The sequence below is a fragment of the Marivita sp. S2033 genome, from assembly GCF_046592965.1.
Taxonomy (GTDB): domain Bacteria; phylum Pseudomonadota; class Alphaproteobacteria; order Rhodobacterales; family Rhodobacteraceae; genus Marivita.
Genome location: NZ_JBISBV010000001.1, coordinates 147,480 through 173,398, shown reverse-complemented (window position 1 = coordinate 173,398; position 25,919 = coordinate 147,480). Strand labels below are relative to the sequence as shown.

At 55.0% G+C, this 25,919-nt stretch carries 25 protein-coding genes, 1 tRNA gene and 1 pseudogene; 17 read left to right on the top strand and 10 right to left on the bottom strand.

Annotation, left to right across the window (positions count from 1 at the left end; all coding sequences use genetic code 11):
* Positions 1 to 91 precede the first annotated feature (91 nt).
* From flbT to ACGKZZ_RS00815, 3 genes are all read right to left on the bottom strand, one after another.
* Positions 92 to 502 carry a flagellar biosynthesis repressor FlbT gene (gene flbT / locus ACGKZZ_RS00825; protein ID WP_411221533.1) on the bottom strand — a complete coding sequence of 137 codons (411 nt, stop codon included), beginning with the start codon at positions 500 to 502 and terminating at the stop codon, positions 92 to 94.
* Positions 499 to 873 carry a flagellar biosynthesis regulator FlaF gene (gene flaF, locus ACGKZZ_RS00820; RefSeq protein ID WP_411221532.1) on the bottom strand — a complete coding sequence of 125 codons (375 nt, stop codon included), beginning with the start codon at positions 871 to 873 and terminating at the stop codon, positions 499 to 501. Before flaF ends, flbT begins: the two co-directional genes overlap by 4 nt.
* A gap of 66 nt (positions 874 to 939) precedes the next feature.
* Positions 940 to 2,211 carry a flagellin gene (locus tag ACGKZZ_RS00815; RefSeq protein ID WP_411221531.1) on the bottom strand — a complete coding sequence of 424 codons (1,272 nt, stop codon included), beginning with the start codon at positions 2,209 to 2,211 and terminating at the stop codon, positions 940 to 942.
* A gap of 285 nt (positions 2,212 to 2,496) precedes the next feature.
* Between ACGKZZ_RS00815 and ACGKZZ_RS00810 the strand changes: the two genes are divergently transcribed.
* Positions 2,497 to 3,810, top strand: coding sequence for a hypothetical protein (locus ACGKZZ_RS00810; RefSeq protein WP_411221530.1), 1,314 nt, complete (start codon positions 2,497 to 2,499; stop codon positions 3,808 to 3,810).
* A 1-nt stretch (position 3,811) separates the two neighbouring features.
* Positions 3,812 to 4,447 (top strand): flagellar hook capping FlgD N-terminal domain-containing protein, encoded by a 636-nt coding sequence (locus tag ACGKZZ_RS00805; RefSeq protein WP_411221529.1) that lies wholly within the window; start codon positions 3,812 to 3,814, stop codon positions 4,445 to 4,447.
* A gap of 94 nt (positions 4,448 to 4,541) precedes the next feature.
* On the opposite strand, the gene carB is transcribed toward ACGKZZ_RS00805, so the two are convergent.
* A complete protein-coding gene (gene carB, locus ACGKZZ_RS00800) occupies positions 4,542 to 7,874 on the bottom strand; it encodes a carbamoyl-phosphate synthase large subunit (protein WP_411221528.1) in 3,333 nt (1,110 codons plus the stop codon).
* 173 nt (positions 7,875 to 8,047) lie between these two features.
* Here carB and aspS point away from each other — a divergent pair, with 173 nt between their 5' ends.
* On the top strand, positions 8,048 to 9,826 hold the full coding sequence (aspS, locus tag ACGKZZ_RS00795; protein ID WP_411221527.1) for an aspartate--tRNA ligase: 1,779 nt from the start codon (positions 8,048 to 8,050) through the stop codon (positions 9,824 to 9,826).
* A 74-nt stretch (positions 9,827 to 9,900) separates the two neighbouring features.
* Here aspS and ACGKZZ_RS00790 read toward each other — a convergent pair whose 3' ends face one another.
* Positions 9,901 to 10,377: a hemerythrin domain-containing protein gene (locus tag ACGKZZ_RS00790; RefSeq protein WP_411221526.1), complete on the bottom strand. Its 477-nt coding sequence runs from the start codon at positions 10,375 to 10,377 to the stop codon at positions 9,901 to 9,903.
* Positions 10,378 to 10,443: 66 nt separating this feature from the next.
* A complete protein-coding gene (locus ACGKZZ_RS00785; RefSeq protein ID WP_411221525.1) occupies positions 10,444 to 11,160 on the bottom strand; it encodes a response regulator in 717 nt (238 codons plus the stop codon).
* A 126-nt stretch (positions 11,161 to 11,286) separates the two neighbouring features.
* Between ACGKZZ_RS00785 and mce the strand changes: the two genes are divergently transcribed.
* Positions 11,287 to 11,691 carry a methylmalonyl-CoA epimerase gene (mce, locus tag ACGKZZ_RS00780; RefSeq protein WP_411221524.1) on the top strand — a complete coding sequence of 135 codons (405 nt, stop codon included), beginning with the start codon at positions 11,287 to 11,289 and terminating at the stop codon, positions 11,689 to 11,691.
* A 34-nt stretch (positions 11,692 to 11,725) separates the two neighbouring features.
* Positions 11,726 to 12,022: a DUF1467 family protein gene (locus ACGKZZ_RS00775; protein WP_411221523.1), complete on the top strand. Its 297-nt coding sequence runs from the start codon at positions 11,726 to 11,728 to the stop codon at positions 12,020 to 12,022.
* On the opposite strand, the gene ACGKZZ_RS00770 is transcribed toward ACGKZZ_RS00775, so the two are convergent.
* Together ACGKZZ_RS00770 and ACGKZZ_RS00765 are read right to left on the bottom strand one after the other, a co-directional pair.
* Entirely contained in the window at positions 11,976 to 12,677 is a 702-nt protein-coding gene (locus tag ACGKZZ_RS00770) for an EI24 domain-containing protein (RefSeq protein WP_411221522.1), read from the bottom strand. The two genes, ACGKZZ_RS00775 and ACGKZZ_RS00770, sit on opposite strands and share 47 nt — an antisense overlap.
* A complete protein-coding gene (locus ACGKZZ_RS00765; RefSeq protein WP_411221521.1) occupies positions 12,674 to 13,252 on the bottom strand; it encodes a nitroreductase in 579 nt (192 codons plus the stop codon). The genes ACGKZZ_RS00770 and ACGKZZ_RS00765 overlap by 4 nt, the downstream gene beginning before the upstream one ends.
* A gap of 49 nt (positions 13,253 to 13,301) precedes the next feature.
* On the opposite strand from ACGKZZ_RS00765, the pseudogene ACGKZZ_RS00760 reads away from it, so the two are divergent.
* Positions 13,302 to 13,538 (top strand): annotated as a pseudogene (locus tag ACGKZZ_RS00760) (DUF167 domain-containing protein); the annotation flags it as partial.
* A 12-nt stretch (positions 13,539 to 13,550) separates the two neighbouring features.
* Here the strand turns inward: ACGKZZ_RS00760 and ACGKZZ_RS00755 are convergent.
* Positions 13,551 to 13,790, bottom strand: a complete 240-nt coding sequence (locus ACGKZZ_RS00755; protein ID WP_411221520.1) for a hypothetical protein — start codon at positions 13,788 to 13,790, stop codon at positions 13,551 to 13,553.
* A gap of 129 nt (positions 13,791 to 13,919) precedes the next feature.
* Between ACGKZZ_RS00755 and ACGKZZ_RS00750 the strand changes: the two genes are divergently transcribed.
* The 3 genes from ACGKZZ_RS00750 (at position 13,920) to ACGKZZ_RS00740 (ending at position 15,300) form a co-directional block, all read left to right on the top strand.
* Positions 13,920 to 14,648, top strand: coding sequence for a M48 family metallopeptidase (locus ACGKZZ_RS00750; RefSeq protein ID WP_411221519.1), 729 nt, complete (start codon positions 13,920 to 13,922; stop codon positions 14,646 to 14,648).
* 79 nt (positions 14,649 to 14,727) lie between these two features.
* Positions 14,728 to 14,982, top strand: coding sequence for a DUF6455 family protein (locus tag ACGKZZ_RS00745; protein ID WP_411221518.1), 255 nt, complete (start codon positions 14,728 to 14,730; stop codon positions 14,980 to 14,982).
* 45 nt (positions 14,983 to 15,027) lie between these two features.
* Positions 15,028 to 15,300, top strand: coding sequence for a DUF6455 family protein (locus ACGKZZ_RS00740; RefSeq protein WP_411221517.1), 273 nt, complete (start codon positions 15,028 to 15,030; stop codon positions 15,298 to 15,300).
* 39 nt (positions 15,301 to 15,339) lie between these two features.
* Here the strand turns inward: ACGKZZ_RS00740 and ACGKZZ_RS00735 are convergent, their stop codons facing one another.
* Entirely contained in the window at positions 15,340 to 16,320 is a 981-nt protein-coding gene (locus tag ACGKZZ_RS00735) for a complex I NDUFA9 subunit family protein (protein WP_411221516.1), read from the bottom strand.
* Between the two features lie 154 nt (positions 16,321 to 16,474).
* Here ACGKZZ_RS00735 and ACGKZZ_RS00730 point away from each other — a divergent pair.
* The 8 genes from ACGKZZ_RS00730 to ACGKZZ_RS00695 all read left to right on the top strand — a co-directional run bounded on the left by ACGKZZ_RS00730 (position 16,475) and on the right by ACGKZZ_RS00695 (position 25,919).
* A tRNA-Leu gene (locus ACGKZZ_RS00730) sits at positions 16,475 to 16,560 on the top strand.
* Positions 16,561 to 16,711: 151 nt separating this feature from the next.
* Positions 16,712 to 17,722, top strand: a complete 1,011-nt coding sequence (locus tag ACGKZZ_RS00725; RefSeq protein ID WP_411221515.1) for a TAXI family TRAP transporter solute-binding subunit — start codon at positions 16,712 to 16,714, stop codon at positions 17,720 to 17,722.
* A 64-nt stretch (positions 17,723 to 17,786) separates the two neighbouring features.
* Positions 17,787 to 19,895, top strand: a complete 2,109-nt coding sequence (locus ACGKZZ_RS00720; protein WP_411221514.1) for a TRAP transporter permease — start codon at positions 17,787 to 17,789, stop codon at positions 19,893 to 19,895.
* A 203-nt stretch (positions 19,896 to 20,098) separates the two neighbouring features.
* A complete protein-coding gene (locus ACGKZZ_RS00715; RefSeq protein ID WP_411221513.1) occupies positions 20,099 to 20,926 on the top strand; it encodes a flagellar motor protein MotB in 828 nt (275 codons plus the stop codon).
* Positions 20,927 to 21,029: 103 nt separating this feature from the next.
* Positions 21,030 to 22,331, top strand: coding sequence for a flagellar hook protein FlgE (locus ACGKZZ_RS00710; RefSeq protein ID WP_411221512.1), 1,302 nt, complete (start codon positions 21,030 to 21,032; stop codon positions 22,329 to 22,331).
* Between the two features lie 26 nt (positions 22,332 to 22,357).
* Positions 22,358 to 23,806, top strand: a complete 1,449-nt coding sequence (flgK, locus tag ACGKZZ_RS00705) for a flagellar hook-associated protein FlgK (protein WP_411221511.1) — start codon at positions 22,358 to 22,360, stop codon at positions 23,804 to 23,806.
* Between the two features lie 11 nt (positions 23,807 to 23,817).
* On the top strand, positions 23,818 to 24,822 hold the full coding sequence (locus ACGKZZ_RS00700) for a hypothetical protein (RefSeq protein WP_411221510.1): 1,005 nt from the start codon (positions 23,818 to 23,820) through the stop codon (positions 24,820 to 24,822).
* Positions 24,819 to 25,919 (top strand): flagellar basal body P-ring protein FlgI, encoded by a 1,101-nt coding sequence (locus tag ACGKZZ_RS00695; protein ID WP_411221509.1) that lies wholly within the window; start codon positions 24,819 to 24,821, stop codon positions 25,917 to 25,919. Before ACGKZZ_RS00700 ends, ACGKZZ_RS00695 begins: the two co-directional genes overlap by 4 nt.

The window sequence follows — 25,919 nt, the reverse complement described above, 5'->3', positions numbered from 1 at the left end:
ATAATTAAATGCTCTTAGCTTGTAGGCCTAGACTGCATCCGTTGGCGAGCGAGATAACTTTGTCTGGTCCTTGTCAGCGATCCATTCGAAATTAGGAATGTTGACACTGTTTGGACAGCAAACTTGCTTCAATTGAAAGAAGCTTGCGAAGTGCTTTTAAGCACGCGTATGGATTGCCTTGGTTCAGTGATTGAGCTGCGTGAACGAGTAGCGCCAGGTTCTTATCACCCGCGAATACTTGCATAAGTTGAACAATCTCATTTTCTAGGCGCGATGTTATAGCAACAGTATCGACATCCCCACTCAAGAGCAGCTGTGTCAGATAACAAGCACGTCGGACTGGTGTGTTTGCGCTATCGGGATGGATGGCGTCCTTGAGACGTAAAATATTTGCGCCAGATGACAAAACAGTAAACCGGGACCGCCGATCGCCATTCTCGATCACAGCTCCATTTACAAGGATGCGCTCTTTCGGACCCAGTTTTAAGACCAGGCCACTCATGTCTTCTTTCCAGCTTGGCTGAGACCGCGAAGAACGGCAAGATTGAGTTCCAAGAGTGGTTCTATCGTGCGGCCGTCACGCAGGGCTTTTGAGGAATAATCGCGAACGAATTCGGCCAAATAACTGATTTTGGATTTCAATTCGAGTGGCAAAGCATTGTCTTTTGTCAACACATCAGCAGCAAAAATGCTCCACAACTTTCGATTGTCATGCAATGCTTCGGTGTACTTTGGAAAGTCTTCACCGCGTTTGCTCCAAGCATTCTTAAGTCGTCGTGTGACCAATAAAATGACCTCACCCTCTGCGTCCCTTGCGGATTTGGTTGACGAGCGTGAAGTTAAATCGTGATAAGCGGTGGAATAAGCGTTCAAGACAGCGACCTCATTTTATTCGTAAAGAAGCGGAAGGTAGGGCCGCCGAAGCGGCCCTTCCCTAGGTTATCTAAACAATGACAACAGCGATTGCGGGGCTTGGTTTGCAATCGAAAGTGCCTGAACGCCCAATTGTTGTTGAACCTGGAGCGCTTGAAGTCTGGCGGATGCTTCTTCCATGTCAGCGTCGACCAGTGTGCCAATCCCTGATTTGAGCGAATCCGTGAGACTAGAGATGAAGCTCGCCTGCGTGTCAATTCGACCCTGCGCAGACCCGAACGACGCCGCTGAATCAATTGAGTTTTGGATCATGAATTCAATCGCAACGAGTGCGGCATCGGCTCCACTATCGGTCGTAACGTTGATATCGTTCAATTTCTCGAGGCCACCGCCGATCGCTACACTTGTTGGCGATGTCAGTGTGTCGATCCGTGCGGCGATCGTGTCAGTCCCGTCCGTTACGGACGAGCTTACGTTCAAACTGCCTCCGGACGATGTGATATTCAACACGTCGGTATCGAGCCCTTGCTCGGCCGCATAGATCGAGAAGGCTTGGGCGAGCCCTTTGGCAACGTCGCCAGCGGTATCGCCGTCGCGTGCGATATACATAATCTTTTGGGCATCTGCCGCCGTGGTGCCAGTTGTATAGTCTGCCGGGGTAAATGCGCTTGCATCGGCATCGGTACCAGTCAATCCGATACTGAAAACTTGGCCAGCGCCGGTGGGAGTCGTGACCGCCAGACTTGAACTTTGTGTCGCATTAAGAGTGACTGCACTGGTCAGGTTGCCGACGGTACCACCGACTACGGAGCTGGCTGTCGTACCCAAATCCTTTTTGGCAACTGAAATATCACTGGCCGAAACACCACTGGCGGAACGATCGAGCGATGCCAGTACGTTTACAGTACCGGAACCGGCATCCATTTCACGATTTGAGAGGAGGTTAAGCCCATTGAACTGAGCCGCTCCGACGACAGCATTGATTTGCTCGCGCAGCGCCACAATGTCTGTCTGAATTTTTGCGCGATCAACGTTCTGCTCCTGCGACGCGACGATTTTCCCCTTCATGTCCGTCAGCAGATCGGTGACCGTTTCCGCGCCGTTCCGAGCAACGGCGACCGTGGATTCACCGAGGTTCAAGCTGTCTGAGATGCCCTGAAATCCCTTTACATCGGATTCCATGACCTTTGAGATTGCCCATACAGCAGCATTGTCGCGTGCCGTTGCGACGGTCTTGCCGGTCGCAATTTCGCTTTGTGTGTCTGATAGACGGGTGTTGATGGATTTGAGCGTTTGTAGCGCAACCATCGCGCCATTGTTTGTCAGAATACTAGACATATCGTTCCTTTCAAATGTGCTTTGCACTTTGTGAACCGCATCGAATTAAATCCAATGCGGAGTTGTTCGGTCATTCTGACACCTGTTGAGACACCCGTCTCACGCCACGTCGTTCGTGCACAGAACGGTGTCGTCTACAGATGTAAATCAAACGTAAATTCCGGTTGCATAAGACAATCAAATTTTACCAATTTAGAGGTCCGGCACCTCCAATATTTAAAGAGTTGTGCAGATACTGACGTTAAACCGGTATTGATTTATGAATAGAATGGAATCGGTTGCAACATGATGGTTAACCAGGTCTTGGCGATCGAGATTGGCAGGCACGCTCTGAAAGGAGAAAGAGGTGATAAGGAGTATGAAGATACTGCCTTTATGGAGTATGTCGATGATGAGAGCACGAACTTAACAGAATCACCTAAAGTCAGTTTGAAATGCGATGACGAAAAAAATTTTGTTCGAAACCAATTTTCATTTCAGGCAGCGGAAGAAAGACATTCTGATAGGATATCTCACAATGCTATGAGCGCTCAGGATCCATTTGCGCAAATTTACATTTTTGGCGAGTACCCGACTGAAAGAGATGCGCGGGGATACCGAAGCGATGAGATTTCGGTAGGAGAGGTAAACGCTGGGGCGATGATTATGTCAAGTTCGATGGCCCTCACCGCGGATAATGAGTTGGACGTGGGGCGAGGTGAGTGGGGAATTACACGATACGATACTAATCCTAGCAATAAATCGAACGCGCCGACGAAATTCTATGACACGTTTGTGCCGACTACTGATCTAAATACCGATGCCGTCGACGAAGAAATAGAGAACGCCAAGAAAGTAGAATTGAGCTATGGTGTGAAGCCAAGGCCATTGTTTGGTGGAGAGACGTGCACTTCGCCCACGGCGGCTCTCCTGACCAAGAGACCAGAGATTGTGGAGAACATTGATGCTCCACATTTATTTTTCGTACCTGATTTTAATAAAGCGGGAATGGGAGGACGCTCTCACTCAGAGGAATTTGTGCTCGGGCAAAAAAGTACTCCCGAAGAAGCGCGTCAGATTGGTTTCCTGCAAAAGAATCATGAGCACAATGTTCGCTACATTGCTCGATCACAGCGAGAGCGGCACGCTTTTGAAATTGAGGATAAAAGCGAAAAGTCCCAGATGTCCGATAGGGTTGGGCAAAGTATCAACAGGAGCGATCTCTCCCTTTCTACGGACGGACGGTCATATCAAGTTAAGTTTCAGGCGTTGGATTACGCAGGACTTGGGATCATCAAAACCGATAAAACTTTCGGCCGCGATCATATTTCTGTTAACATCGAAGCTCATAATGAAGTTCTGGATATCAAATTTTCGTCGGGAGCAAAGGAGAGCCTGGATTTGTTAATGAGAAATATCGCGGATTTGAAAAGTGATCTAAGGCGAATCGGGATTTCAGATTATAATTTTTCGTTCACTGAAGGCAACCAAAAGAGAGAACGAGACCAATCGCATTCGAAAAGATCTGAACATAATATATGGACCAGTGAGATCGGAGAAGGTCCAGTTGGATCTTCTACTGATGAATGGAAGTCCGGCTTAATCGATGTGAGGATTTAACATGCAAGTAAATGCTATAAGTGCCGAGTCTTCAAAAGCGGCTAGTGCAAAACAAGGTATGTCTGGGGATTTCGAGACATTTCTTAAGATGCTCACGACGCAAATTCAGAATCAAGACCCTCTGAGCCCGATGGAGGCGGAGCAGTTTGCAAGCCAATTGGCCTCGTTCTCAATGGTTGAACAACAGACGCTGACAAATCAAAATTTTGAATCTTTAATTAACGTCATGTCCTCTCGTGGTCTGTCAAATTATGCGGGGCTGGTGGGCCGAACGGCGCTACATGCGGGTGCATTCGAATTTTCGGGGTCTCCGGTTGATCTCGAACTAGGCTTCAATGATGTTCGTGAACGATCGAAACTCGTTATTTTGGACAGCGATGGCATAGCCGTGTCTGATCAGATTGTTGAGCCGGGTCAGTCGAAAGCGTCGTGGACGGGGCAGGGAGTGGACGGGCTTCCTGTCGAACCCGGCACGTTCACGGCGGAACTACGGAGTGCATCAGATGACTCTAAGCTGGATACTGAGGTCTTAACTTCCGCGGTCATCGAAGAGGTGCGGTTCGGTAACGACGAAGCCTGGCTGTTGCTATCCGACGGAACCGATATTTCGGAGACCAGTGTGGCACGGCTCAGGTGAGAGACTCGGAATGCCGCAGAAGATACTGCGTTGGCAACCCATGCCAGGATCCTCAATCGGCGATGGCGACTTCGGTAGTCCCTAACGCCAATGACTAACCTTGGAGACTTTTCACAACCAGATCGCCATCTTGTCTGGCTCTCATCGCCAAAGCGGCGGCATTCGCACCGGCAGCTGTCGTGAAATAGGGAATTTTATCGTAAAGAGCCACTGATCGGATTTCACGAGAATCCTCGACCGCAGCTGCATCTTCTGTCGTGTTCATCACAAGCGCGATCGTTCCATCTTTCATCAGATCGACAATATTTGGCCGACCTTCGTAGACTTTTTTCGTCGTCTCGCAAGCAATACCATGATCGGAGAGGAAGGACGCCGTTCCTGAGGTGGCGACGATGTCAAATCCGAGATCAACAAGAATTTGTGCGGTTTCAATCAGCTGATCGGTTTTGTCGGAGTTCTTGATGGAAAAGAAAACCGAACCCGATGTTGGAAGATGATTCCCGGCACCGAGCTGCGCCTTGAGAAATGCGCGCGGAAACGATCGATCCCAACCCATTACTTCACCGGTAGAACGCATCTCTGGGCCGAGGATCGTATCTACGCCGGGAAAGCGGGCAAAAGGAAGGACGGCTTCTTTCACTGAGAACCACGGCATATTCGGGTCAGCCAGGGTCATCGGATCACCCAAGGGGAGAACCGTGTCATAGTCAGTGTTTTCAGGATAGGGCGCGCGCATTGGAAAATTCGTCAAGGGCTCACCTGCCATAACGCGTGCGGCGATGCTAGCTATGGCGGAATCCGTGGCTTTGGCCACGAACGGCACGGTGCGCGAGGCACGCGGGTTGACCTCGATCAAGAATATTTCGCCATCCTTGATCGCGAACTGTACGTTCATGAGGCCACGCACATTCAGGGCCAGAGCCAGCGCTGTTGCTTGCTTTTTAACCTCTTCCAGCAGGTCGTCGGATAGGGAATACGGCGGCAAGGAACACGCACTATCTCCGGAGTGAACCCCCGCTTCTTCGATGTGCTGCATGATCCCCGCAACATGGACGTTTGTGCCATCGGATAGTGCATCAACGTCAAGTTCAATCGCGCCAGAGAGGTAGCTGTCAAGAAGGACCGGACTGTCACCTGACACGACAACAGCCTCAGCGATATAGCGCTCCAAATGAGCCATATCGCGCACAATCTCCATCGCGCGCCCACCCAGAACATATGATGGGCGGATGACAAGCGGGAAGCCGATGCCTTCTGCAATTGCGAGCGCTTGGGCATCAGTCGAGGCGATCCCGTTGTGCGGTTGCTTCAAGCCCAGTTCGTTTACCAGCTCTTGAAAACGTTCGCGATCTTCGGCGAGGTCAATCGCATCTGGCGTGGTCCCAAGTATTGGGATTCCCTCTGCTTCAAGCGCATTCGCCAGTTTCAGTGGCGTCTGGCCTCCGAATTGCACGATGACACCGTGTAACGTGCCGTTTTCCTGCTCGACCCGTAAGATTTCTAGCACATGCTCAAACGTAAGCGGTTCGAAATATAGACGATCGGAAGTATCGTAATCAGTGCTGACGGTTTCCGGATTACAATTCACCATAATGGTTTCATAGCCGACATCCGTAAGCGCAAAACACGCGTGACAGCAGCAGTAATCGAATTCAATTCCTTGCCCAATTCGATTTGGACCGCCGCCCAGGATGACGACCTTCTTGCGATCTGACGGCCGCGCCTCGCACTCCGCCTCTCCCATCATCGGCGCTTCATAGGTCGAATACATGTACGGCGTTTGAGCTTCAAATTCCGCGGCACAGGTGTCGATCCGTTTGAACGAAGCCTTGACGTTGAGTTCAAGACGACGGGACCGGACTTCTTTTTCCGAAAGTTCCGAGAGAGTGGCGAGCCGTGCGTCGGTGAAACCGAGCATTTTCAGCGCGCGCAAGCCGCCCTCCGTGGTGGGAAGCCCGGACGCGCGAATTTCTTCCTCGGCCTCGACAATTTCGCGAATCCGAGCAAGGAACCACGGGTCATACATCGTTGTCGTGTGAATTTCATCGTCGCTGAGGCCGTGGCGCATGGCCTGTGCAATCGTGCGCATCCGGTCGGGCGTTTGTTTGGAAATCGCCTTGATCACGGCAGATTTTTCGGGTGCGCCGTCGATATGGACCTCGTCGAACCCCGTCAGACCGGACTCCATTGAGGCGAGCGCTTTTTGAAGCGATTCGTGGATCGTGCGGCCGATCGCCATCGCTTCGCCGACCGACTTCATGGCTGTCGTCAGATGGGGTTCAGCGCCGGGAAACTTTTCAAATGCGAATTTCGGAATCTTGGTGACAACGTAATCGATGCTGGGCTCGAAGCTGGCTGGGGTCACCTTGGTGATGTCATTGTCCAACTCGTCAAGTGTGTAGCCGACTGCAAGCTTTGCGGCGATCTTGGCGATCGGAAAGCCAGTGGCTTTGGATGCCAGCGCGGAAGAGCGGCTGACACGGGGGTTCATCTCGATGACAACCATGCGTCCGTCTTCGGGATTGATCGCCCATTGGACGTTGGACCCGCCGGTTTCCACGCCAATCTCGCGCAGCACGGCGATCGAGCCGTTGCGCATGATCTGATATTCTTTATCCGTTAGTGTCAGCGCCGGCGCGACGGTGATGGAATCTCCGGTATGCACCCCCATCGGATCGACGTTTTCAATGGCGCAGACGATAATGGCATTGTCGGCGCTGTCGCGCACGACTTCCATTTCAAACTCCTTCCAGCCAAGAAGGGATTCGTCGACAAGAATCTGGTTGACCGGCGAAGCATCCATGCCGGAGCGGCAGTAGTGCACAAAATCTTCACGGTTATAGGCAACGCCGCCGCCGGTGCCACCGAGGGTGTAAGCCGGCCTGATGATAGCGGGCAGTCCGATTTCATCCAGTTCGGCCAATGCGAGGGCGACACCCGCATCCAGATCTGCGGCACCAGATTCTTTTTTAGGCGCAGTGATGATCGTGGCCTTGGGGTTCTCGAGTCCGATCCGGTCCATTGCTTCGCGGAACAGTCTGCGATCTTCGGCCATTTCAATGGCTTCGCGTTTGGCGCCAATCATTTCAACGCCAAATTTCGCCAAGATCCCCATCTCTTCAAGCGCAAGTGACGTGTTGAGGCCGGTTTGCCCGCCCATCGTGGGCAACAGCGCGTCGGGGCGCTCTTTCTCGATGATCTTGGCCACGATCTCAGGTGTGATCGGTTCGATATACGTCGCGTCTGCCAATTCCGGGTCGGTCATGATGGTCGCCGGATTGGAATTGACGAGGATCACACGGTATCCCTCCTCGCGCAGCGCCTTGCACGCTTGCGCACCGGAATAGTCAAATTCGCAAGCCTGGCCGATGACGATGGGCCCGGCTCCGATAATCATAATGGATTTGATATCGTCCCGCTTTGGCATTGCTCGACCCTCATCATGCAAACTGGCGGTGTTATAGGCATGGCGCAGGCGACTGCAAGCGCAGTGATTTCACTTTTTGGGCTGCGCAGACGTGACGGCATGGGGGCATGGCTTGACTTCCCAATGCTGAGAGGGTGTATCGGGCCAAATTATTCCGCCCAAGGACACCTGTTATGCACGCCTTTCGCACCCATACCTGCGCCGATTTGTCGGCGGCCAATGTCGGACAGACAGTGCGTCTTTCTGGCTGGGTCCATCGCATTCGGGATCACGGCGGCGTGCTGTTCGTCGATCTGCGCGACCACTACGGGGTGACCCAGCTTTTGTGTGATCCCGATAGCCCGGTGTTTGCTGACGTTGAAAAGCTGCGATCCGAATGGTGTATCCGGATCGACGGCGAAGTGAAGGCGCGCGATGAAAGCTTGATCAACCCCAAGCTGCCCACCGGTGAGATCGAAGTGTTCGTGCGCGACATCGAGGTGCTGGGCGCGGCAGAAGAATTGCCTTTGATCGTGTTCGGAGACCAAGAGTACCCCGAAGAGACACGCCTGCGGTACCGGTTCCTTGATTTGCGCCGCGAGGCGATGCAGCGGAACATGACTCTGCGTTCCGATGTCGTCGCGTCGATCCGCAAGCGGATGTGGGAGCAGAAATTTCGCGAATACCAGACCCCGATCATCACCGCATCAAGCCCCGAAGGCGCACGGGATTTTCTTGTGCCCAGTCGTTTGCATCCGGGCAAATTCTACGCGCTTCCGCAGGCACCGCAGCAATTCAAGCAGTTGATCATGGTGTCGGGGTTTGACAAATATTTCCAGATTGCCCCCTGTTTTCGCGATGAAGACCCGCGCGCTGATCGGTCTCCCACTGATTTCTATCAGCTTGACCTCGAAATGTCGTTCGTCACACAGCAGGACGTGTTCGATACAATCCAGCCAGTGATGCAGGGCGTATTCGAGGAGTTTGGCGGCGGCCGTAAGGTCGATAGCGAATGGCCGCAGATCTCCTATCGGGATTCGGCGCTTTGGTACGGCACCGACAAGCCCGATCTGCGTAATCCGATCAAGATGCAGGTCGTCAGCGATCACTTCCGCGGCTCGGGATTTGCGATTTTTGCCAAGCTGCTGGAGCAGGACGGCACGGAAATTCGGGCGATTCCCGCGCCTGGTGGGGGCTCGCGCAAGTTCTGTGATCGCATGAATGCTTTTGCGCAGAAACAAGGGTTGCCCGGCATGGGTTATATCTTCTGGCGCGATCAGGGCGAAGGCATGGAGGCCGCCGGCCCTCTGGCCAAGAACATTGGCCCGGAGCGAACCGAAGCGATCCGCCAGCAACTCGGCCTTGATGTGGGCGACGCTGCGTTCTTTCTTGGCGGCAAGCCGTCAAGCTTTGAGACGGTGGCCGGAAAGGCGCGCGTGGCAATCGGAGACGAGCTGGGTCTGACCGAAACCGACCGCTTTGCGTTCGCATGGATTGTCGACTTCCCAATGTACGAAGCGGACGAGGAGACTGGGAAGATCGATTTCAGTCACAACCCGTTTTCGATGCCCCAGGGCGGAATGGACGCGCTGCAAGGTGATCCGCTTGATGTATTGGGATATCAGTATGATCTCGCGTGCAATGGGTACGAACTGGTGTCGGGCGCGATCAGAAATCATAAGCCTGAGATCATGTTCAAGGCGTTTGAATTGGCAGGCTACGGTGAGGAAGAAGTACGCAAGCGGTTTGGCGGCATGGTGAACGCATTCCGCTTTGGCGCACCCCCACACGGCGGATGCGCGGCGGGGATCGACCGCATGGTGATGCTGCTGGCGGATACGGCGAACATTCGCGAAGTCATCATGTTCCCCATGAACCAACGCGCGGAAGATCTGATGATGGACGCGCCCTCTGAGCCGACTGCCGATCAGTTGATGGAACTGCGGTTGCGGGTGATCCCAGAAGATTCGTGAGTCGTGTCGCACATGCTCGAAAAAGAAACGGCGCTAGCCAGCGCCGTTTTTTCTTTTGCGGGACGCGGGTGAACTTAATCCTCTAGAGAATCTTCGCGCTTCTTGTCGACAAGTTTGCGCTCTTCTTCCTTGCGCTTGAGGAAACGGTCGCCAATCTCGTCCTCCCTGGAAGAATCCACAACCTCGCGGGCACGTGTGAACACCTCGTCCTCTTCTTCGTCGATATGGTGCTCGTAATCATGGCGCAGTTGCTTGAACTTTGTCAGCCACCCTGACGACGACATGTCCATCGTGTTCAACTCTTCCATCAAGTCATCAAGCTGCTGATGCTCGTGCACCGAGTGGCGCGCGGAATCCTGGCCCCATGTCTTTGAGATCAACGTGGAATAGAACGTTTCTTCTTCGGCAGCAGCGTGACTTTTGACGTCGTAGTAAAACTCTTCCCATGCTTGACGACGCTCTTCGCTATCGCCCGACGTGTCGGCGATTTTGTCGAGCAACGTGCGATGTTCATCGTGATCGTCTTTGATGGCTTTATAGATGTTGGTCATCTCGTACTCCAATTGCGTGTTTCTCGGTGTAACGCAGTAGCCTTCAGAGGGTTCCATTGCTGGCGCTCAGATCGCGACAGCGTCCGATAGTCTTGCCTTAACCATACCGGCAAGACGCGCCACTTTGCCTTGAAACGGAGTGCCGGCGGCGCGGGCGTCGGCAAGGTCGGTTGCGGCGGTCGCAAGCGCTACGTCATCGGCGCTGCGTGCGACACCGGAAAGAAACTGCGCGACATAGTCCAGGGTTCGGTCATCGACATTGCCGTTCAAAACTTCGGTGATGTGGGCCATGTCTTCGCGGAACGCGATCGGATCGGGACGTATCGGTTCCTTATGGATTTGCCGCAATCCGAAAGGCTGCCGATCCTGGGGCATATGTTGCAGGATTGCGTTCTGAAAGACCGCCAGATTGGCGATCGGTTTTGCGAGAAAGCCATCCGCTCCTGCCGCAAACGCCACGTCTTCGGAAAAATTATCTGCGCTGGTTCCAAGCAGGACCGAGACGCGCGGCAAGGACGTGGAAAGTTCGTCTATCAGCTCGGCACCGCACCCATCGGGCAAGCCCATATCGACGACTACGACGGACGGACGATACACCTGAAGGTGGCGTCGAGCGGACTTGAGGCAATCGGCCCGCCGCAATCGCGCCCCACTGTGCAAGCACATCAGTCGAAGCGCGTCACACGCATATAGGCTGTCTTCAACGGCGAGAATGGTCAGCCCGAGCAGCGGCCGTGTTACGGTTGGTCTGCGTATGTGGTCCAAAGCCAGATCGTCAATCATATATCCCTCCATGAGTCGCACTACCTTGCGCGTCCTTGGCTAACAGTTGGTTAATGGCGCTCGCCCTCTTGTCTGGATGAGCAGGGCAGGGGATAAGCGCGCCAAACGCATCACGGAGAGACGCAGATGATCGGACGATTGAATCACGTGGCCATCGCCGTGCCCGACCTTGAAGCAGCGGCAGAGCAGTACCGCAGCGCGCTGGGCGCAAATGTGGGCGCACCTCAAGATGAGCCGGACCACGGGGTCACGGTTGTTTTCATCGAGTTGCCGAATACGAAAATCGAACTGCTGTATCCGCTTGGCGATGAGAGCCCGATCAAGGCGTTTCTTGAAAAAAACCCGTCCGGCGGGATTCATCACGTTTGCTACGAGGTGGATGACATTCTAGCCGCTCGTGACCATCTGAAGGAAACCGGCGCTCGGGTTCTGGGGGATGGGACTCCCAAGATCGGTGCGCACGGCAAGCCGGTGTTGTTCTTGCATCCCAAGGATTTCAACGGCTGCCTGGTCGAATTGGAGCAAGTCTGAGGCCGCGCCGAACGTGGCTTAAAGGAGCGTGGCGATGTCCATCACTTCCGCCTTTGTGTTGTTTGCTGTGATCTGGTTCATGGTGTTTTTGGTCGCGATACCGATCCGCCTCGAGACGCAAGGCGAGGCGGGCAAGATCGTGCCCGGCACACATGCCGGTTCGCCCGAGGTTCACAACCTCAGGAAAAAGGCGTGGATCACGACACTGGTCAGCGTTGGTCTCTGGTTGTTGATTGCAGGTATCATCCTGTCCGGCTGGATCAGTGTACGCGACATCGATTTCTTCAACCGGATGGGCCCCGCCCCTGAATTTGATGATACAGATGGGTAAAGGTCGCGGCGCCCAGAATGGGGATCACCAGGTTCACAAGGGGCAATGAGAGCGGCATCGCCATAAGTATGCCGGCCACCGATATCTTCCCCATGTGACGCCGGTACAGGGCTTTCGCACCTGCGCGGCCTTCGCGTCGTATGGCAGCGAGGATGAAATATTCGCGCCCCAGAAGAAAACCGTTCAATGCCCAAAAAATAAGGGGTGCGAAGGGCGGAAGCACAAAATAAAGGATCAGCGCCAGAATATTGGCCGCGACCAGAACGCCGAGGAAATTGACCGAATCCCGCACCGTATCGCCAACCGAGACCGCTGCGGCAGCGGGTAGGCGGGAATAGCTTCGCGCTTCGACCGCGTCAGCGACATTGTCGAGAAACAGCGACGAAATGGTCGCTGCGACCGGGACCATCAGAAACACTGACAACACGATCATCAAAGCAAGCGCCGCCCAACTGGCGACATTATCTACCCAAGTGACCGACCCGATGAAGGGAAGCGTCACCTCTGGCCCGAGCAAGAAAGTCACCAGCCACATGAACCCGACCGAAAAAGCGGCGAGAAGCAGGATGGCGAGGCCCACCCCCAGAAACAGCACCCGGCGAAAGTGCGGGTCGCCGATTTGTTTGAGCGCAAGCAAAAAACTACGCAGGATCATGCATCAACCCATGTCGTAATGGCGTCTATATCCGGACGCGGGCGCTCTGGCGGTGCTGTTGTTGCTGTGCCGATATGAATGAACCCCGCGACACGTTCATTTTCGCCGAGCCCAAGTTCGGACTGACAGAATTGCGCGTCGTGTGCGGGCCAACCGGTGAGCCAGTTCGCCCCCCATCCAGACGCGAGCGCGGTGTTCAGTAAAGCAAGACAGACCGCTCCGGCAGAATAACTCTGCTCGATCTTGGGGATCTTGTCAGAGGGTTTCTGCACCTCGATCACGGCCACGCATAGCGGGCTGTCATCGAACTGGCTGCGCGCCTTGGCGATATCTTCCGCCGGTCGATTGGCAGCAATGCCGCGTTTCTCGACGGATTTCGAGAGGCGCGTGAGGGCACCGGTTTGCAGAACGATGAAGCGCCAGGGTTCCAGTTTGCCGTGATCGGGTGAGCGTGCAGCTGCGGTCAGCATCGGGTGGATCTCGTCGCGCGACGGCGCAGGCGCACGCAGAAGTTTCGCCGGGCGCGATCGTCTGGTGTTGAGAAAAGTCAGGACTGGTTCATTCGGCTGAGGCATGGCATGTCTTTCTTGGTCGGCTGGTGTTATCGCGTGATAGGGCGAAAGCATGACAAAGAACAGCCTTGCCCATCTTGCCATCCCGGGTGCATCTCTCGCCGTCAGAGTGACGCCAAAAGCGCGACGCACTGATGTGATTTTGGACGACGGTGTGGTCAGGGTCGTCGTGACAGCGCCGGCTTCGGACGGAGCGGCCAACAAGGCCGTTTGCGAGGCTCTCGCAAGGGCGCTTGGTGTCGCCAAGACGCGCCTTACCCTGGTTCGAGGGCATAAGAGCCGGGATAAGGTTTCAGCTGGACTAGTCGCCACCATCAGCGCGAGAGTAAACGCCTTCAGGCAGCGAAATCGCGGCGGCCAGATCTCGCATTTGAGACATCGAAAACGTGATGCGGTTTACCCGATCCGAGCGCGGATCGTATTGCTCGACGGTGATGCATTCTTCAAAGCCGTTGACAATGACATCCTCCTGCAAAGGCTTTTCGCCTTCGTCCACCAAGGTCACCACGGTCGCGTCGAATTCATGTTCGATACTAAACATGGTGCAAGTCTAGCGTGCAGTTCGAAAGATTGCCACGTCGCATGTGCGGAATATCACCCATTCGAATTGAGGGCTGGCAGGTTTACGGCGAACGTCCTATTTCTGGCCCAAGAGTAAGAGGGATTTTCTATGCGCTGGCTATTGGTCTTGGGATTTGCGGCGGTCACCGCGTGCGACGTCACAACGATACCAACAACATCTCCTGCACCGTCGTCACGCCCACAGGGCGCATCGCCTCAAATGAGTGATGAGGACGCGCGAAATCGCGCAGGAATTGCCGCGCGCCAGTTCGTGTCTGTCGTCAGAACGGTAGAGCCAGTGGCAGAGCGTGAATGCGAACGCCGTGCGCCCAGTGCGAACTGTGACTTTCAGATCGTCGTTGATGACCGACCCGGGCAACCCCCCAACGCCTTTCAGACGGTCGATCGCAGTGGGAGGCCGATCCTGGCGTTCAATCTCGCCCTGATCGCGTCGGTTGAAAACTCTGACGAACTAGCCTTCGTGATGGGGCACGAGGCCTCGCACCACATCTTGGGCCATCTGGGGCGCACGCAGCAGAATGCGCAAGTTGGTGCGGTGATCCTGTCGGGATTGACGGCACTGGGCGGCGGCAATGAAGCGGCTGTGCAATCGGCCGAACAGATTGGCGCGTCACTGGGCGCTCGGACGTATTCCAAGGATTTCGAACTCGAAGCGGATCGACTGGGCACGATCATCACCATGCGCGCCGGCTTTGATGCGGTGCGCGGCGCGCAGTTCTTCAACAAGATTCCCGATCCCGGCAACCGCTTTCTTGGTTCCCATCCACCAAACTCTTCGCGCATGGAGATTGTGCGTCGGACTGCAGCCGGGCTCTGAATCCGCTTGTTTGACATGCATCAAGGCCGTTCCGCGCCGTGATCCCTACGCTTGAAGTCTCAAGAGAGGGAGCGAGGATATGTTTGACGAACCCAAAAGAGCCGACCACACGCGGCTGGTTCTTGGCATGGCCGACCGGCAGGGTCTTGACCTGCAAGAGATGCTGTTGCGCGCCGAATTGAGCCAGGAACAGCTTGACGATGCGGTGGATCGCTGTGTCGGGTGCACGCGGCCCAATACGTGTAAAAAAATGCTGAAGAGTGCGGATACCGTTATGTCACTGCCGGAATATTGCCGGAACGGTGAGCTATTTCGCACGATGGCTGCGAAGTGATCGAATTGAGCACCAGCGTCCAAGCAAAATGATGGGCAAAGGATAATGGACGTGATGAACAATGAGCTAGGTGATCCGGAATTGCATTTCTGGCTGACCCGCAGCGTAGCGCGCACCATGGGTGTGAACCTGTCGGAAGCTATGGCCTGCAATCAATTGTCGCCGCAGGAATATTCGACCCTTGTAACCGCTTGCCGCGCCTGCGCCTTGGTGGAAACCTGCAAGCATTGGCTTGGCGGACAAACTGGGATTGCGCGCACTGCACCCGTGGGCTGCATCAATTCCGAAGTTCTCGAAGCGCTCGCGCAACGACACTGAAATCTCGGTTCGTGCTGATACGCGCTCTGACGCATCAACTTATGTCGTCAGGTTCTTCGCGCTTTTCTTGATGTCGGAATACTGACCAGAGGGACGGAAGCGCCACAGATAATCGGGCAGAACGGCCTCGAGCGCGGTCGGGCTGATGCCCAGATCGGCAAAGGTCTTTGCATCTTGTGCAACCACATTGTCGTGACGAAGATTCTTCACCTGATCGCGGGTGATCATGCTTGGAACAAGACCAAAGCTGATCTTGTTGAGCAGATCGAAGACGCCACCCATGATCGCGGCAAGAAAGAACGGAATGTTCATGATCAAGCGGCGCTTGCGAATCACGGACAGCATTTCTTCCATCAGGGCGCGGAAGGTCTGAACGTCGGGCCCGCCAAGCTCGTAAATCCCCGGATCAGCAGCGCCATTGACCGCCATCCGCGTCGCTTTGGCGATGTCGTCGACATAGACTGGCTGAAACTTGGTGTCCGCGCCGACCACGGGCAGGATCGGTCCAAAGCGCGTCATACCGGCAAAGCGGTTGAAGAATTCGTCTTCGGCTCCGAACACGATCGACGGCCGCAAGATCACGGCGTCGGGCATGTGTTTCAGAACCGCTGCTTCACCCTTGCTCTTGGTTTGTTGGTAGGTGCTCTTGCCATCCGCATCAGCTCCGATGGCCGAAATATGGACAAGTTTTCCGACGCCAGTCTCGGCCGCGATGCGGGCGACTCGCTCCGCCCCATCGATCTGTATCGCATCGAAGGTGTTTTTTCCCGATTCCGCAAGGATACCAACGCAATTCACAACTGCATCGGCACCTAGCATCGCTTCGCGCACGCTGTCATCGTCGCGGATGTTGCAAAAGATCGGTTCGACCTGACCCACCACACCATATGGCTTGACGAAGATTGCTTCGTTCGGATGGCGTACCGCGACACGAATGCGCCACCCGTCTTGGGCCATGCGCCGCACGATATAGCGCCCAACAAACCCCGAGCCGCCATAGATTGTGACGAGTTTGGACATAGACTTGCTCCCGGTCAGATCTTAACCGACCTGTACCCGTCGCGCCCGTCATGGGCAAGATGCTCGATTGCCGCAAAGGGCTGAGCGAGCGTCGCGAAAAAAACCGCGTTGACAGCCTCAGGCGACCAGATTAAACGCCAGCGACACGACACCTGCCCAGGTGGCGGAATGGTAGACGCGCTGGCTTCAGGTGCCAGTGGCCGCAAGGCCGTGGAGGTTCGAGTCCTCTCCTGGGCACCACCTTTCCAATCAGTGTTATCATGCGGAAATGTGTCGACACATTCCTTTCAATCCTGTTCTTTGTAATCCGAATTGGCGTCTATCGGAGTCTTGATCGGTTTCGTAAGGTGGCCCCAGCGCTGTTAAAGTGCATCGAAACAGGGAGAAGACAATGAAGCATTTCAAGACATTCGCGCTTGCTGCGACGCTCGCAATGACCGGCGTGGCTGCTCAGGCACAGGACGATGGGGTGACCTATGTGCTGGCGACTGCCTCGACGGGGGGAACCTATTATCCCGTCGGCGTCGCGCTGGCCACTCTGGTCAAGGTCAAGCTGGAGCCGAAACAGAATATCGGCATGGCGGCAATCAGTTCCGCCGGGTCGGGTGAGAATGTGCGCCTTATCCGCGAGGATGAGGCGCAGTTTGCGATTATGCAGGGCCTGTATGGCTACTACGCCGCCACCGGGACCGGCCCTCTGGAGGATGTTGGACCGCAAGAGAACATGCGCTCGGTGTCAATGTTGTGGCAGAATGTCGAGCACTTCATCATCGCTTCTGATGCGGCCGAGACCGGCACCATGTCCGACATGGCTACCCTGAAGGGCGAAGGCATGGCACTGGGCAGCCAGAACTCAGGAACGATCGGGTCGAACCGAACGATTCTCTCCGGATTTGGGATTGATATCGACACCGATTACGATCTGGTGTTCGGCGGCTATGGTCCGTCGGCCGAGGCGTTGCAGAACGGGCAGGTCAAGGGTGTCGGCATTCCGGCTGGTATTCCGGTTGGCGCGATCAGCCAGTTGATGGCATCGGCAGGGGATAGCGTGACTCTGTTGAGCTTTACCGACGAGCAAATCGCACAGGCGGATTCCGACCGCGGGTTGTGGACACCATTCAATATTCCTGCAGGCACATATCCGGGGCAGAAAGCGGACGTGCAAACAATCGCACAGCCAAACTTCCTCGCCACAAGCGCGGATGTGCCCGAGGAGCATGTCTATCAGCTCACCAAGGCGATGTATGAGAATCTGCCTTTCCTGCAAGCGATCCATCCTGCGACAAAGGCCATGTCAATTGATCGCGCGATCGCTGGCTTGCCGTTGCCACTGCACCCGGGTGCTCTGAAGTACTATCAGGAAGTCGGCATAGACGTGCCCGATCGTCTTATCGCGAAGTAAGCCAGACACACGGCCAGCCTCTGCACGTCATTGGCTGGCCTCCTGACGTTCGGATGGGACCTTTATGACACAGATCGAAGACGACGAAGACGGAGGCCGTCTCCGGTCTTTCAGGGGTGCTGCCGACACGGCGTTGTCGATCATGTGTTTCGTGATCGCCGTCGGTCATATCTATGTGGCCTTCGATCCGGTATTGTCAGAGCTTGAGCGAAACGCGTTTCACTTCGCCGGCTTTGCATTGCTGGCAGCGCTGCTTTATCCGATGTGGCGCGGGCCAAGTGGGCGGGCGTCGCCGTTGGCCGTTGATCTTGTCATCGGGATCGCCGTCGCGGCGTCTGCCGTTTGGCTGGCCTTTGCGGAAAACGCGATTTACGACCGCGGCGTGAAATTTTCGACGGCCGACTGGGTGGCAGCAACGATCTGCATCATTGGTGCAATCGAGCTGACGCGGCGCGTGGCCGGACTTATCATCCCGATCCTGATCATTCTCGCGCTGACATATGTGTCCTATTGGGGGCGTTTTGTCGGGGGCGTGTTCGCCTTTCCCGGGTTGAGTGTGGAGACAGTGGCGTTCCGGTCGATTTACGGCGACGACGCGATGTTTGGCTCGATTGCACGTATTTCGTCGACCTATGTTTTCCTGTTCATCATTTTCGGGGCGTTTCTGCTCCGCTCCGGCGCGGGCGAATTCGTGATCAACATGGCGCGCGCGGTTGCGGGCAAGATGGTGGGGGGGCCTGGTATCGTGGCAGTGATCGCATCCGGCCTTACAGGTACGATCTCGGGCTCAGCCGTGGCGAACACGGCGTCGACGGGCGTGATCACCATCCCCTTGATGAAGCGCGCCGGATTTGCGCCGAAGTTTGCGGGTGGTGTTGAAGCCGCAGCATCGACCGGCGGTCAGTTGATGCCACCGATCATGGGCGCGGGCGCGTTTGTTATGGCGAGTTTTACGCAGATTCCCTATGAAAAGATCGTTGCCGTTGCTGCGCTGCCGGCGCTCCTTTATTTTTTGTCGGTCGCCTTTTTCGTGCGCATCGAAGCGCGGCGACACAATTTGCCTCCGATGCCAAACGAAGGACAGACGCTCGGATCGGCCTTCAAAGAAGGTGGGGCGAGTTTCCTTATCCCGATTGGCACGCTGATTGCCTTGCTGGTTTCTGGCTTTACGCCAACTTACGCGGCCGTGTTTGGAATTCTCGCGGTCGTCGGATCAAGCTGGCTGACCAAGAATCCGATGGGCCCCAAGGCTGTGTACGAAGCCTTTGTGATGGGCAGCAAAGGCATGGTCCTGACGGCGATTCTGCTGTGCTCTGTCGGTTTGATCGTGAACGTGATTGCGACTGCCGGGATCGGCAATACCTTCAGTTTGATGATTTCAAGTTGGGCAGGCGGGAATATTCTCGTGGCGTTGATCCTCATCGCACTCGCCAGTCTTATCCTTGGAATGGGGCTGCCGGTAACAGCGGCCTACATCGTGCTCGCCACACTCTCTGCACCGGCACTGTCCGGAATGATCAGCGACCAATTCGTCATCACTCAGCTGGCAACCGGTTCACTGCCCGACGCCGCCAAGGCGGTGCTGTTGTTCGGAATGCCCGATCAGGCTGAAATGCTGAGCAGGGATCTCAGCCGCGCGGAGGCAGCGGGATTGATCCAGACGCTTCCGCTCGAGATTGCAGCACCTCTGCGAGACCTTGTCGTGCCACCGACAGTTGCGCTGAGCGCTCTATTGTCGGCGCACATGATCATTTTCTGGCTATCGCAGGACAGCAATGTGACGCCCCCGGTCGCCTTGGCTGCTTTCACCGCAGCGGCGATTGCAAAGTCCCCGGCGATGGCCACTGGGGTGGCCAGCTGGAAACTGGCCAAAGGACTTTATATCGTGCCGGTCCTGTTTGCTTATACGCCGTTTCTGTCGGGCGATTGGCCTGCCATGATACAGGTGTTTTTGTTCGCGGTGGTCGGGATATATGCACTGTCGGCGGCACTTCAGGGATGCATGGAAAAGCCGTTCGGCTATCTTATGCGCGCATTGTGCCTGATTGCGGGTTTGGCGTCTTTGTGGCCAGACGCGCTGGTCTTCAACTTGGCTGGCGTCGCGGCAGTGTTCGCGCTTTTGTTCTGGAACGTGCGATTCGCCCGATCCGCGCAGAATGGCGCGACAGTCTAGGCACTGCTTGCCCTGACTGCGCCCGAAATGACAGCGCAGACTGACGGCCTGAGCGTTCTGTGTGCAAATTTCCGCGGCACGAATGATCGAGTGTTCACCGACCGGCTCGGCGCGCTCCACCAAACACTTAGATTTTTAAGTGTTAAGCCAAGGTTTACGTCCCCCTGTTAAACCCGCCTCGGGGTGATAGGAAAGGTAGGGGTATGGCGACCGGCAGGAATGTCGCGCCAGTCATTATCAAACGTAAGAAGATCATTGTCGAAGCGGGGCATCATGGCGGTGCTTGGAAGGTGGCGTATGCCGATTTCGTCACCGCGATGATGGCATTTTTCATGTTGATGTGGCTGTTGAACGCGACGACGGAAAAACAACGAAAAGGTATCGCTGATTATTTCAGCCCAACCGCACCGATCAGCCGACTTTCCAGCGGATCGGATGGGATGATGATGGGAGACAGCGTTTTCGGCGCCGATGTGTTGCCTCGCATGGGTGTGGGTGCCAGTTCCTTGCATGAGAGCAGCGGCGATGCCACTGGAGGCGGGGCCGAGCAAACCGAGGAAGAGGCAGCGCAAGAGCAGGCCTTCAAAGAAATGCAGGATGTCCTGCTAGGGTTGGGCGGCGAAAGTATGCTCGAGGACCGTTGGCTTCGTCATGTCGTGACGCGCGTCACCGAAGAGGGCCTGGTGCTGGAATTCTACGACACACCCGGCGAACCGTTGTTCACCGACGGTGCGACGCCGACCAAACTCATGTATGAGATTGCATACGCCGTTCGTGAAGCCAGTAAGATGGTGAACAATGAACTCGCTATCGAGGGCCATGTCGCAAAGGTGCCAATCGTGCGGCTACAAGACCCGGTCTGGGATTGGTCAGCCGAGCGCGCCTTTGCCGTTTCGGACATTCTGACCGAGTTTGGTTTGCCCAAGGACCGACTCCGTCGTGTCACGGCTCATGGTGATCGCGAACCTGCCGTCGATAATCTCATGGCGGTGCGCAACAACCGACTGGAAATCATTTATCTTCGGTATTGAGGCGGATTGGGAAATAGGTCGAATTTTATCCGTTAGGCTGACGTTAAAGCCATCGCGTTAAAGCTGTGCAGGCAAAGTAGCCAACACTCTTGAAAGGCGATACATGTCGATTTCCTCATCTCTCAGCGCGGGCGTCGTTGGCCTCGCGTCCAACGCAACCCGTCTGGCCACGATTTCGGACAACATCGCCAATTCCCAGACACCAGGGTACAAGCGAGTCGAGGCCAACTTTCACTCCATGGTGGTGACATCTGGCGGCGGAACATACACCGCCGGCGGCGTTCGTACCACGACTCAGCGCTACATCGACCAGAACAGCGCGATCACCACGACGTCGAACCCGACCGACCTTGCGGTCAGCGGTCGCGGGTTTCTTCCTGTCGCCCAAGCGACCGAAGTTTTGGCGGGGTCGGAATCGCCTCAGATGTTCCTGACCACCACCGGGTCTTTTCGAACTGACGCGAATGGTTACTTGCGCACGGCGTCCGGACAGATGCTTCTTGGATGGCCAGCCAACCTCGATGGAAGCATTCCAAACTATCCCCGTGCGACAAACGAGGCGCTCGAACCGGTGCGCATAAACGTCAACCAATTCAGCGGCGAACCGACGACCCGGATTGAGCTCGGCATCAATCTGCCCGCAACGGAGACCCAAACCGGGGCTTCGGGTGATCCGCTCACACAATCCATCGAATATTACGACAACCTCGGCCGCGCCGAGACACTTGAGCTTACCTTCACTCCAACAGTTCCGGCGACCGGGACGTCGAATCTGTGGTCACTGGAAATCGCGGACAGCGCTGATCCCGGCATGATCATTGGTCAATATGATCTGCAATTTGACGACGCTCGAACGCTTGGCGGCACGTTGATGGGTGTCACCGACGTTTCTGGCGGACCTTATGATCCAGCGACCGGCACCCTGTCGATCACTGCTCCCAGTGGAACAATTGATATCGACATCGGTCGTCTTGGCCTGAACGAGGGGCTCTCACAGCTCTCCGATATTTTCGCTCCCTTCAACATCGGCCGCGATGGCGCACCGGTCGGTAAGGTGACATCGGTTGAAGTGGACGAAACCGGCTTGGTCAACGCATTTTATGACACGGGCACCACCCGGACGCTCTACCAGGTTCCGTTGGTCGATATTCCCAATCCGAACGGAATGGCGGCGGTGGGGAGCCAACTTTACATGCCAACCCCGGAAAGCGGCAGCTTCTTTCTGTGGGATGCCGGAAACGGATCAACAGGAGATATTCTGTCCTTTGCACTAGAGGAATCGGCGACCGATATCGCAAATGAATTGACCGAGTTGATCCGTACGCAACGCGCGTATTCGTCCAACGCAAAGGTCATCCAGACCGTCGATGAGATGCTTCAGGAAGCGACGAACATCAAACGCTGATGTCTTGAGTTACAAAGGATTATGCCATGAGCCTTTCCGGCGCACTTTCCAACGCGATGAGCGGACTGGCGGCCAATGCGCGCGGCACCAGTGTGATATCGGCAAACATCGCCAACGCTCTAAACGAAGGGTTTGGGCGACGCGAAGTTGTCTTGTCCACAGATGCCAATCAATCGTCTGGTGGTGTGCGTGTTGCGCAGGTGACGCGATATTCCGACCCGATCTTGTCACATCAAAAAAGACTGGCCAGCGCAGAATTTGGCTATGCAAGCACGATTGCCGGCTTCGCTTCCAACGTCGAGCAACTCTGGGGGAGCGTGGATACCCCGGATTCTGTGGCAAACCAAATGACGAAATTCGAAACTGCTTTGGTGGCCGCGGCGTCTGATCCTTCGTCCGACACGCGGTTGCGAAACGTTTCCTATGCCGCCGAGAGTTTCGCGAATTCGCTACGCTCTGCAAGCAACGGTATCCAACAGGCGCGAACCGACGCGGAAAAGCACATTGCGGCCAGCGTTGACGAAATGAACGGCCGATTGTCCAAAATCGAAAAACTGAATCACAATATCATGACGGCAAAGCATGTTGGTCAGGATGTGCTTGCACTGGTTGACCAACGCGAGATGGAGTTGGATCGCCTGTCGGAATTTGTCCCTCTCCATGTCGTCGAGCGAGAAAGCGGAGAGGTTGCTGTGTTTACACGGCAAGGCCGGACCTTGATCGACACTCGCGCAGTTGAAATCACCTTTGATGGAAAGCCCGCCGTGCTCTCGCATATGAGTGTTTCGAACGGTCTTCTTTCCGGCTTGCGTGTGGATGGTCAGAACATTGATGTCTCCATGGACGGACCCTTGTCTGGCGGGAGGCTGGCAGCGACTTTTGAACTTCGGGATTCTGCGGCGCCAGCTGTTCAAGCCCGGATCGATGCAATCGCGCGCGATCTCATCGATCGATTTGGCGCCGGTGGTCCGGATTCTACAATAAACATCGGAGACCCTGGGGTTTTTACCGATGCAGGTGGGCCGTTTTCTCCAGCGGACGAAACGGGTTTGGCGGGACGGATTGAATTGAATTCCACTCTCGCGACTTCGGGGAGCGACCTATGGCGTTGGCGAGACGGACTTTACGCGCCGTCACGGGGAGACGTTGGAACATCGGGTTTAATCATGGACTTGCGAGCTCAGGTCTCGCAATCGCTGGTGCCGGGTTCGCTCGAACTCGGAGCGACGCCAAACTCGCTCTCTGGCCACGTGCTAGGTTTAAGCAGCAAAATTGCTGCAGATCGCGTTCGTACGAGCGACTTGTCTGAATTCGCATCCGTCCAGTTGGACCAGTTTCGTCAAGCGGCCGCTGCGGAAGGCGTCAACACGGATCAAGAATTGCAAAAATTGATCGAGCTGGAAAAATCATATGCAGCCAATGCCCGTGTTGTCCAGGTCGTGGATGATATGCTGGCAGAACTTCTCAGAATTTGAAGGAATATCAAATGCGTGCCATTGGCGATCTCGCGTCATTCATTTCAACCAAGCGGTTTCAGAGCGATCTTTCGCAATCCGCGAATACGTCGGCGCAAGCCGCAACGACAGGGTTGGTAAGTGACAAGGCTCGACATCTTGGCGGAGCCACGATGGCGCTATCGTTGCTCGAGCGTAAATCAACTCTTTTGCATCAACAAAAATTGAACATTTCGGAAGCCGCCGTGTTCGCGACAGCGACTCAAGTATCGCTCGGGCACATTCAAGAAAATATCGAGACATTGACGTCAGATTTGAGTTTAACCAGTCAATTGGCGTCTACCAGCGAACTGCAGACGCTGTCCAATAAGGCGTTGGAAAGTTTTCTGATTACCGTGTCTACTATGAATACGAAGATATCTGGCCGCCATTTTTTTTCGGGATCAGCCACGGATACCATGCCGCTGCCAGACGGAAACGTTCTTCTTGACTGGCTTCGCGCGTCTATAACTGGCGCAACGACTGCCAACGATGTCATAACCGCAATTGACACATGGTTCGATGCTCCAGGCGGAGTTTATGAAACTGGGATATATCAAGGTTCGGATACTGGATTTCTTACACTTCCTCTCGACGCTCAAGCTTCCATCACATTCGGCTTGCGCGCCGATGGGAATGTTGTCCGAGACAGTTTGAAAGCCTTGGCAAAAGCGGCGTTGGCAAGCGACCCTACGCTTACATTATCCCTTGATGACCGCAAAGAACTTCAGATCCAAAGCCGCGTCGAACTTCTTACGGTGAACCAATCTTTAATAGAAGAGCGCAGCAACGTGGGTTTGGCGGAAGCTGCGATCAAGGATGCCGGAACACGCAGTGAAACTGAAATTGCGCGCCTTGATGCATATCGCTTAAGTCTTATTGCGACTGACCAGTTTGAAGAAATTTCAAAATTCGAAATGGCACAACAGCAATTGGAGATCTTTTATCGAGTTGCGGCTCGCCAAAGCCAAACATCTTTGGCGGAGTATCTGAGATGAGGGCACTTCTGATTCTAGTTGTGATGATAGCGCTACCCGTCATGGCAAGCGCTCAGGGTGTACGCTTGAAAGATCTGGCCAATTTCGAGGGTGTTCGAAATAACGATCTTGTGGGTTACGGTCTCGTTGTCGGCCTAGATGGTACCGGCGATGGCTTGCGAAACTCTCCGTTTACCGAAGACATGATGTCCAATATCCTAGAGCGCTTGGGAGTTAACGTCACTGGTGAGCAGTTTCGAGCTAAGAACGTTGCAGCGGTAATTGTTACCAGCCAACTAATGCCGTTCGCCAGAGCTGGAAGCAAGATTGATGTCACGGTTTCTGCCATAGGAGACGCGTCCAGCTTGCGTGGTGGAACGTTGGTCATGACCCCCTTGAATGCAGCGGACGGTCAAATCTACGCGGTTGCGCAAGGATCGATCATCGCCGGCGGTGTTGTTGCAGAGGGCGATGCTGGCAAAACGGTACTAGGTGTCCCAACGTCTGGGAGCATACCCTCGGGAGCAATCGTCGAGCGTGAGATTGCGTTTCAGTTCGGAGACATGTCAACTTTGACCATCGCTCTGAAATCGCCAGACTTTTCAACCGCTTCGCGTGTTGAGCGGGCAATCAATACCGCTTTGGGCTTCAATCTTGCAAGAATGTCGGATTCTGGCACGATATTATTAAGCCTAAGCGAAACATCGCAAAGATCGCCAGCGCACTTAATGGCGCAAATAGAAAATTTGCGCATTGAACCGGACACGCTCGCGCGGGTAGTCGTCGACCAACGCTCAGGAACGATTGTTATAAGCGAAAACGTGCGCGTTTCGCGTGTCGCGGTTTCCAAGGGCAACCTTGCTCTCACGGTGCAAGAGGAGCCAATAGCCATACAGCCCAACCCGTTTTCGGAAGGGGCCACTGTGGTCGTTCCCCGCACTGCAACCAATATTCAAAATGCTCCTGGCGTTTCGTTGGCCGAAGTTCCAGTCTCAACAACCTTGTCGGACATCGTCACGGGATTGAACGCTTTGGGAATAACTCCGAACGATCTTATAGATATTCTAAAAACAATTAAGGCTGCCGGAGCCCTGCATGCCGAATTCGTGGTAATGTAA

What these genes read in the sequence shown, in the direction of transcription:
- flbT (WP_411221533.1), bottom strand. Translation starts at nt 502, where the DNA reads ATGAGTGGCCTGGTCTTAAAACTGGGTCCGAAAGAGCGCATCCTTGTA.
- ACGKZZ_RS00815 (WP_411221531.1), bottom strand. Translation starts at nt 2,211, where the DNA reads ATGTCTAGTATTCTGACAAACAATGGCGCGATGGTTGCGCTACAAACG.
- ACGKZZ_RS00810 (WP_411221530.1), top strand. Translation starts at nt 2,497, where the DNA reads ATGATGGTTAACCAGGTCTTGGCGATCGAGATTGGCAGGCACGCTCTG.
- ACGKZZ_RS00805 (WP_411221529.1), top strand. Translation starts at nt 3,812, where the DNA reads ATGCAAGTAAATGCTATAAGTGCCGAGTCTTCAAAAGCGGCTAGTGCA.
- carB (WP_411221528.1), bottom strand. Translation starts at nt 7,874, where the DNA reads ATGCCAAAGCGGGACGATATCAAATCCATTATGATTATCGGAGCCGGG.
- aspS (WP_411221527.1), top strand. Translation starts at nt 8,048, where the DNA reads ATGCACGCCTTTCGCACCCATACCTGCGCCGATTTGTCGGCGGCCAAT.
- ACGKZZ_RS00790 (WP_411221526.1), bottom strand. Translation starts at nt 10,377, where the DNA reads ATGACCAACATCTATAAAGCCATCAAAGACGATCACGATGAACATCGC.
- ACGKZZ_RS00785 (WP_411221525.1), bottom strand. Translation starts at nt 11,160, where the DNA reads ATGATTGACGATCTGGCTTTGGACCACATACGCAGACCAACCGTAACA.
- mce (WP_411221524.1), top strand. Translation starts at nt 11,287, where the DNA reads ATGATCGGACGATTGAATCACGTGGCCATCGCCGTGCCCGACCTTGAA.
- ACGKZZ_RS00775 (WP_411221523.1), top strand. Translation starts at nt 11,726, where the DNA reads ATGTCCATCACTTCCGCCTTTGTGTTGTTTGCTGTGATCTGGTTCATG.
- ACGKZZ_RS00770 (WP_411221522.1), bottom strand. Translation starts at nt 12,677, where the DNA reads ATGATCCTGCGTAGTTTTTTGCTTGCGCTCAAACAAATCGGCGACCCG.
- ACGKZZ_RS00765 (WP_411221521.1), bottom strand. Translation starts at nt 13,252, where the DNA reads ATGCCTCAGCCGAATGAACCAGTCCTGACTTTTCTCAACACCAGACGA.
- ACGKZZ_RS00755 (WP_411221520.1), bottom strand. Translation starts at nt 13,790, where the DNA reads ATGTTTAGTATCGAACATGAATTCGACGCGACCGTGGTGACCTTGGTG.
- ACGKZZ_RS00750 (WP_411221519.1), top strand. Translation starts at nt 13,920, where the DNA reads ATGCGCTGGCTATTGGTCTTGGGATTTGCGGCGGTCACCGCGTGCGAC.
- ACGKZZ_RS00745 (WP_411221518.1), top strand. Translation starts at nt 14,728, where the DNA reads ATGTTTGACGAACCCAAAAGAGCCGACCACACGCGGCTGGTTCTTGGC.
- ACGKZZ_RS00740 (WP_411221517.1), top strand. Translation starts at nt 15,028, where the DNA reads ATGGACGTGATGAACAATGAGCTAGGTGATCCGGAATTGCATTTCTGG.
- ACGKZZ_RS00735 (WP_411221516.1), bottom strand. Translation starts at nt 16,320, where the DNA reads ATGTCCAAACTCGTCACAATCTATGGCGGCTCGGGGTTTGTTGGGCGC.
- ACGKZZ_RS00725 (WP_411221515.1), top strand. Translation starts at nt 16,712, where the DNA reads ATGAAGCATTTCAAGACATTCGCGCTTGCTGCGACGCTCGCAATGACC.
- ACGKZZ_RS00720 (WP_411221514.1), top strand. Translation starts at nt 17,787, where the DNA reads ATGACACAGATCGAAGACGACGAAGACGGAGGCCGTCTCCGGTCTTTC.
- ACGKZZ_RS00715 (WP_411221513.1), top strand. Translation starts at nt 20,099, where the DNA reads ATGGCGACCGGCAGGAATGTCGCGCCAGTCATTATCAAACGTAAGAAG.
- ACGKZZ_RS00710 (WP_411221512.1), top strand. Translation starts at nt 21,030, where the DNA reads ATGTCGATTTCCTCATCTCTCAGCGCGGGCGTCGTTGGCCTCGCGTCC.
- flgK (WP_411221511.1), top strand. Translation starts at nt 22,358, where the DNA reads ATGAGCCTTTCCGGCGCACTTTCCAACGCGATGAGCGGACTGGCGGCC.
- ACGKZZ_RS00700 (WP_411221510.1), top strand. Translation starts at nt 23,818, where the DNA reads ATGCGTGCCATTGGCGATCTCGCGTCATTCATTTCAACCAAGCGGTTT.
- ACGKZZ_RS00695 (WP_411221509.1), top strand. Translation starts at nt 24,819, where the DNA reads ATGAGGGCACTTCTGATTCTAGTTGTGATGATAGCGCTACCCGTCATG.